Raw genomic sequence first — 6,368 nt, 5'->3', positions numbered from 1 at the left:
TATACGGAAGGTGGCGGGGGTGAAACGCCGCAAAAAGAAACCAGCTGCATAAGCTGGCTTTTAAAAAATACCATGGTCACCATCTGGAGGGATGGCGTCCATGGTATTTTACGTTAAGGGCTTTTGATACAGCCCCTTTTTCATGCTAATAGATGCTTTGCATCTCTTTATCAAAGGTTTCCAATCTTTCTTTGATTCTGCCTAAGAATTTGCCGCAGATAAGCCCATCCAATATGCGATGGTCAAGCGATAAGCAAAGGTTGACCATGCTTCTAATCGCAATCATGTCGCCCTCCATTACAATTGGCTTTTTCACAATGGATTCAACAGATAATATCGCTGCTTGTGGATAGTTGATAATTGGTACAGATTGGATGGAGCCAAAAGAACCAGTGTTATTGACTGTAAATGTACCACCTTTCATCTCATCACTTTGAATCGTGCCGCGTTGAACTTTTTGTACTAGATCTTTCATTTCCCTGGCAATACCCTTAATACTTTTTTCATCCGCATGTTTAATAACAGGGACGTATAACGCATCTTCTGTTCCAACAGCAATAGAAATGTGAATATTGTTCTTTTGAATAATTTTGTCTCCGCCCCATACAGAGTTTACCTCTGGATACTCTTTTAAGGCTTCCACGACCGCTTTTATGAAAAACGGAAGAAATGTAAGTGAAAAGCCTTCTTTCCGTTTGAATTCATCTTTTATTTTGTTTCTATATTGAACAAGGTTTGTCACATCCGCTTCCACCATCATCCACGCGTGAGGAATATCGTGCTTGCTTTTCACCATATTAGCCGCAATCGCTTTTCTCGCCGTACTAAGCGGAATTTCTGTATCAGATGCTTCGGCTGCCGGGACTTCTGCTGGCTTTGTACGATAAGTTGGTACGCTGGATGTTTCTTGTTCATGTTCTGCATCGCTCTTTTCCGGTGAACCCGCACTCTGCTTAGCAGAAATAACTTTTTCTATATCTTTTCTTGTAATTCTTCCACTTCTGCCACTTCCGGCTACAGTGGACAAATCGATGTCATGCTCCTGTGACAGTCTCATAACGACCGGAGAATAACGTGTTTTCATGGATTCGTTCTTTTCTGTGTCTTCCACTGTCCCTGCTTTTGTTTCGACTTGTTTATCTGTTTCGCTGGGTGCAGCCTGTGCTGCTTCATTATCGATGTCCATATAGCAAATTAATTCACCGACTTGTACGGTTTCATCTTCTTTCGCAACAATTTCAGTGATTGTACCGGCGTAAGAAGAAGGAATCTCCGCATTTACTTTATCTGTCGTCACTTCTGCTATCGGATCATATTTACGAACAGTATCTCCCGGCTCTACCAGCCATTTCGTAATAGTGCCCTCTGTTACACTTTCACCTAATTGCGGCATATGAATTTTTTCGACCACAGTGCTCCTCCTTTCAAAACTCTGCTAAATCTCGGATTGCTGCTTCTACTTTATCGGGGTTGACCATAAAATGTTGTTCCATGGCAGGAGCATAAGGCATAGCCGGCACATCTGGAGCTGCGAGCCGCTGAATGGGGGCATCTAAGTCAAACAGACAATGCTCAGCAATAATCGCAGCTACCTCGCCCATCACACTTCCTTCTTTGTTGTCTTCTGTAACAAGCAATGCTTTGCCTGTTTTGGATACAGCACGAATAATAGAATCTTTGTCCAGCGGATAAACCGTTCTTAAATCCAGTATCTCTGTCGAAATACCTTCTTTCTCCAGCTTTTCCGCCGCTTCGAGTGCAAAATGAAGACAGAGGCCGTAGCTGATAACTGTCACATCTTCGCCTTCTTTTTTCACATCGGCTTTACCAATCGGAAGCGTATAGTCTTCTTCTGGCACCTCGCCTTTAATTAACCGATATGCCCGCTTGTGTTCAAAAAATAAAACGGGGTCCGGGTCGCGAATCGCTGCCTTTAATAAACCCTTTACATCATAGGGAGTCGAAGGCATCACAATTTTTAATCCGGGGGTATTAGCAAAGAGTGCTTCTACAGATTGAGAGTGATACAGCGCGCCGTGTACTCCTCCACCATATGGTGCTCGAATCGTAATCGGGCAATCCCAGTCATTATTAGACCGGTAGCGTATTTTAGCAGCCTCTGAAACAATTTGGTTCACCGCCGGCATAATAAAGTCGGCAAATTGCATTTCAGCAACAGGTCTCATGCCATACATTGCCGCACCAATTCCCACACCAGCGATAGCTGATTCAGCCAATGGCGTATCAATGACTCTCTCCTCGCCGAATTCTGCAAACAACCCTTCCGTGGCGCGAAAAACACCTCCCTTTGCTCCAACGTCTTCACCTAAAACAAACACTTTGTCATCACGCTGCATTTCTTCACGCAGCGCTGCTGTGACTGCCTGGATGTAAGACAATACTGGCATCAGTGTTCACCATCCTTTTCATCATACACATGCCCGAATACTGACTCAGCTGCAGCATACGGCGCCTTCTCGGCAGCTTCTGTTGCTTCATCTATTTGATTGTTAATATCTTCTAACAGAGCTTCTTCTTTTTCATCCGTTAGTATCTTTGTATCTCTTAAATAAGCAGCAAACATATGAACAGCATCGTGTTTTTTTGCCTCTTCTACTTCCTCTTTCGTTCGATAAGAGCGGTCATCATCATCACTCGAATGCGGAGTTAACCGATACGAAACGGTTTCAATCAGTGTAGGACCTTCACCGTTTACAGCACGGTCTCTAGCCTTCTTTACTGCTTCATATACAGCTAACGGATCATTGCCATCAATTGTAAAACCAGGCATACCGTAGCCTGCAGCCCTATCTGATACATTCTCACATGCAAGTTGTTTATCAATTGGAACAGAAATAGCATACTTGTTATTTTCACACATCAAAATAACAGGCAGCTTATGAACACCAGCAAAATTAGCTCCCTCGTGAAAGTCGCCTTGGTTCGATGATCCTTCACCAAATGTCGTTAATGTCACAAATTCTTTCTTTTCCATCTTTGCTGCTAAAGCTATGCCAACTGCGTGAGGCACTTGGGTGGTAACTGGGGAAGACCCAGTAACAATTCGGTTGCTCTTTTGCCCAAAATGCCCAGGCATTTGCCGGCCGCCTGAATTAGGATCATCGGCCTTTGCAAAACTTGCCATCATTAAATCCTTTCCTGTCATGCCAAAACTTAACACCATCCCCATATCACGATAATAAGGGAGAATATAGTCTATATCTCTATTTAGCGCCATCGCTGCGCCTACTTGTGCTGCTTCCTGGCCTTGACAAGAAACAACAAAAGGAATTTTCCCTGCCCGGTTTAACAGCCACATACGTTCATCTAATTTCCTGGCTAATAACATTGTTTTATACATTTCCATCACTTGCTCGTTCGACAAACCAAGTTGTTCATGCTTCGTTGAGGTCATGGAATACCCCCTTTACAAATTTAAGAATGAATTGCCTTTCCATCTGCACTCAGAGCACTTTCTCCTATAATCTCTGACAAGGACGGATGAGGATGTATCGTTTCTGCCACTTCAAAAGCTGATGCATCAACAACCTTTGCCAAAGATGCTTCAGAAATTAACTCGGTGACGCGAGAACCAATCATATGCACTCCTAACAGATCATCGGTTTGCTTGTCAGCAATCAACTTCACAAACCCATCCGTATTTCCTTCAATAACAGCTTTTCCAATAGCTTGAAAAGAAAAAATACCTGTTTTTACATCGAGACCTTTTTGTTTGGCTTGCTCTTCTGTTAACCCTACACTGGCTGTCTCCGGCCTGCTGTAAGTACACCGTGGTATTGACTGCTCATCAAGAATAAAAGGTTTTTTGTTTGTTATATGATCTACAGCAACAGCTCCCTCTTTCGACGCAACATGCGCAAGCTGCATTCCACCGATAACATCACCAATTGCATATATATGAGATTCTTTCGTTTGATAATAGGCATTTGTTTTTATAAAACCATTCTCGACTTCAATATTTGTATTTTCGAGGCCGATATCTTCCACATTGGCCTTCCTGCCAACAGATAACAGCAGCTTCTCTGCTGCAAATGTCTCTTTCTTTCCTTCTACCGCAGCAGAAATGCTGACGTGTTCGCCGATGCGGCAGCTTTCTGATTCTACGTTGGCAGAAGTGACAATACGAATCCCCCGTCTCATTAATTGTTTTGTCATCTCTTTTGAAATAGCTGCGTCTTCACCTGGCAAAATACGCTCCGCATTTTCTAACACCGTCACATCTACATCAAAATCTGATAACATAGAGGCCCATTCTATCCCGATGACCCCTCCTCCGATAATGACAATGGATGAAGGAAGCTCCTTTAACTGCAGTGCTTCATCTGATGTTAATATGTTCTCTCCATTTGCACGCAATCCCGGGAGTTCACGCGGCTTTGATCCTGTCGCAACCATCAAGTTTTTGGGCAGAAGCATGACATTTTCGGATTTATTGTTCATTTCTATCGATACTGTTCCTGCTGTTGGTGAAAAAATAGAAGGACCTAATATTCTTCCGTGCCCTTGGTATATATCAATGTCACCTTTTGCCATTAATGCTTGCACACCTTGGTATAGCTGCTCTACAACTTGGTTTTTTCGCTGCTGGACTTTATCAAAATGCAAGGTTACATCATTAACCGCAATCCCATATTTGTCACTATCTTTCATTAACGCATGCATCTCTGCGCTTTTTAATAACGATTTACTTGGAATACAGCCTCTATGTAGACATGTTCCACCGACCTTTTCTTTCTCTACAATAGCCGTTTTTAATCCCGCTTTGGCAGCTTTAATGGCTGCTACGTACCCGCCTGTACCAGCACCTAATATGACCAGGTCATATTCTTTAGGCATAATTTTCCCTCCTTGTTAAGATAGCAAAACATGCATATCTCCACACCTAACCATTTTTATCTCAAGTGAATGAAAAAACAACACACTTTCACTTCTACATTACATGATTCTATCTAAAACAGTACCATGTAAAACATCATGATTCTACTGAATCAGTAACTTTTTTGGCTTTATCACATAATTCTCGAATAATTGTCTGTGTTCACCCTGAGAACCGTCTGCTCAAAATATGACGCTCGCTTCGCAGAAACGATGTGCGTGCATGTTTCATTTTCTCTATTCTCTCTTCAGCTAATCGGTCAGCAGCTAGTGACGTTGGGATATTATCACGTTTTGAGATAGCAAATACTTTTTTTAGGTTATCATAAACACTTTCCACTTTTTTCATCGCGCGCTCCCTATTATACCCATTCAGCTCATCAGCTACGTTCATAACACCGCCAGCGTTAATTACATAATCGGGGGCATACACAATTCCTTTCTTATAAAGGTGTTCGCCATGTTTATCCAGCTGCAGCTGATTATTTGCTGCTCCAGCAACAACCTTTGTTTGTATCCTGTCTATTGTATCATCATTAATGACTGCTCCTAAAGCACAAGGGCTGAATATATCACATGAAACATCGTATATATCCTCAGGGGCCACCGCCTTTGCACCAAATTCATTCTCCGCTCGCTGCACAGATTCCTTCTGTATATCCGTCACCACCAGCCGTGCACCTTCATCATGCAAACGCTTGCATAAATGGTAGGCAACACTTCCTACCCCTTGAACAGCAATTGTTTTGCCGTTTAAATGATCAGATCCAAAAGCTTCATTGGCTGCTGCTTTTATTCCGACATACACACCATATGCCGTTACTGGAGATGGGTTCCCGCTCGCACCAAATGCTGGGGAAATACCTGTTACAAAGTTTGTTTCATGATGGATAATATCCATGTCTTCTACTGTTGTCCCAACGTCTTCAGCAGTGATATAACGTCCATTTAATCCTTCAATAAAACGCCCAAATACTCGAAACATTTCTTCATTTTTGTCTTTGCGAGGATCTCCTATAATGACTGCTTTGCCGCCTCCTAAATTCAATCCAGCCGCGGCATTTTTATAAGTCATTCCTTTTGCCAGGCGCAGTGCATCTTCAAATGCTGCTTCTTCTGTATCATATGGCCACATTCTCGTGCCGCCTAACGCAGGACCAAGGGTAGTGTTATGAATAACAATCATTGCTTTTAAACGAGAAGCCTTATCTTGGCACACAATAACTTGTTCATAATCATATTGTTCCATTTTACTGAATACCTTCACGTAGCAGCGCCCCCTTAGATATTCCTGTTATAAGTATATTCTGTTGTACGTTAAACATGTTTCTCATAAATAGAGAAACATATTTAAAAAGTCCTGTATCATGACAAACACTTCGGCTTGCTTTTATTCACAGCCGATTTTCTGCTTTTCTTTTGCTTGATACAAATATCGTCTTTCCTTTATGATTTGGACAAATAAAACGAGG

5 protein-coding genes are annotated in these 6,368 nt (G+C 42.3%); all 5 read right to left on the bottom strand.

Annotated elements, in window-relative coordinates; translation table 11 throughout:
• Positions 1–145: 145 nt before the first annotated feature.
• Positions 146–1,393: a dihydrolipoamide acetyltransferase family protein gene (locus tag BLT18_RS07280; protein WP_091272590.1), complete on the bottom strand. Its 1,248-nt coding sequence runs from the start codon at positions 1,391–1,393 to the stop codon at positions 146–148.
• Positions 1,394–1,424: 31 nt separating this feature from the next.
• Entirely contained in the window at positions 1,425–2,408 is a 984-nt protein-coding gene (locus BLT18_RS07275; RefSeq protein WP_091272556.1) for an alpha-ketoacid dehydrogenase subunit beta, read from the bottom strand.
• On the bottom strand, positions 2,408–3,415 hold the full coding sequence (locus tag BLT18_RS07270; RefSeq protein ID WP_091272554.1) for a thiamine pyrophosphate-dependent dehydrogenase E1 component subunit alpha: 1,008 nt from the start codon (positions 3,413–3,415) through the stop codon (positions 2,408–2,410). The genes BLT18_RS07275 and BLT18_RS07270 overlap by 1 nt, the downstream gene beginning before the upstream one ends.
• A 20-nt stretch (positions 3,416–3,435) precedes the next feature.
• Positions 3,436–4,857, bottom strand: coding sequence for a dihydrolipoyl dehydrogenase (gene lpdA / locus BLT18_RS07265; protein WP_091272542.1), 1,422 nt, complete (start codon positions 4,855–4,857; stop codon positions 3,436–3,438).
• 202 nt (positions 4,858–5,059) lie between these two features.
• Complete coding sequence (locus BLT18_RS07260) at positions 5,060–6,163, bottom strand: Glu/Leu/Phe/Val dehydrogenase dimerization domain-containing protein (protein ID WP_091272540.1); 1,104 nt, start codon at positions 6,161–6,163, stop codon at positions 5,060–5,062.
• Positions 6,164–6,368: the final 205 nt, after the last annotated feature.

This window comes from Alteribacillus persepolensis, from assembly GCF_900099605.1.
GTDB lineage: Bacteria > Bacillota > Bacilli > Bacillales > Marinococcaceae > Alteribacillus > Alteribacillus persepolensis.
Note: the sequence above shows the minus strand (reverse complement) of the source record. Positions and strands in the feature narration are given on the sequence as shown.

Coding starts and splice junctions, on each gene's coding strand:
- BLT18_RS07270 (WP_091272554.1), bottom strand. CDS start 3,415: ATGACCTCAACGAAGCATGAACAACTTGGTTTGTCGAACGAGCAAGTG.
- BLT18_RS07275 (WP_091272556.1), bottom strand. CDS start 2,408: ATGCCAGTATTGTCTTACATCCAGGCAGTCACAGCAGCGCTGCGTGAA.
- lpdA (WP_091272542.1), bottom strand. CDS start 4,857: ATGCCTAAAGAATATGACCTGGTCATATTAGGTGCTGGTACAGGCGGG.
- BLT18_RS07280 (WP_091272590.1), bottom strand. CDS start 1,393: ATGCCGCAATTAGGTGAAAGTGTAACAGAGGGCACTATTACGAAATGG.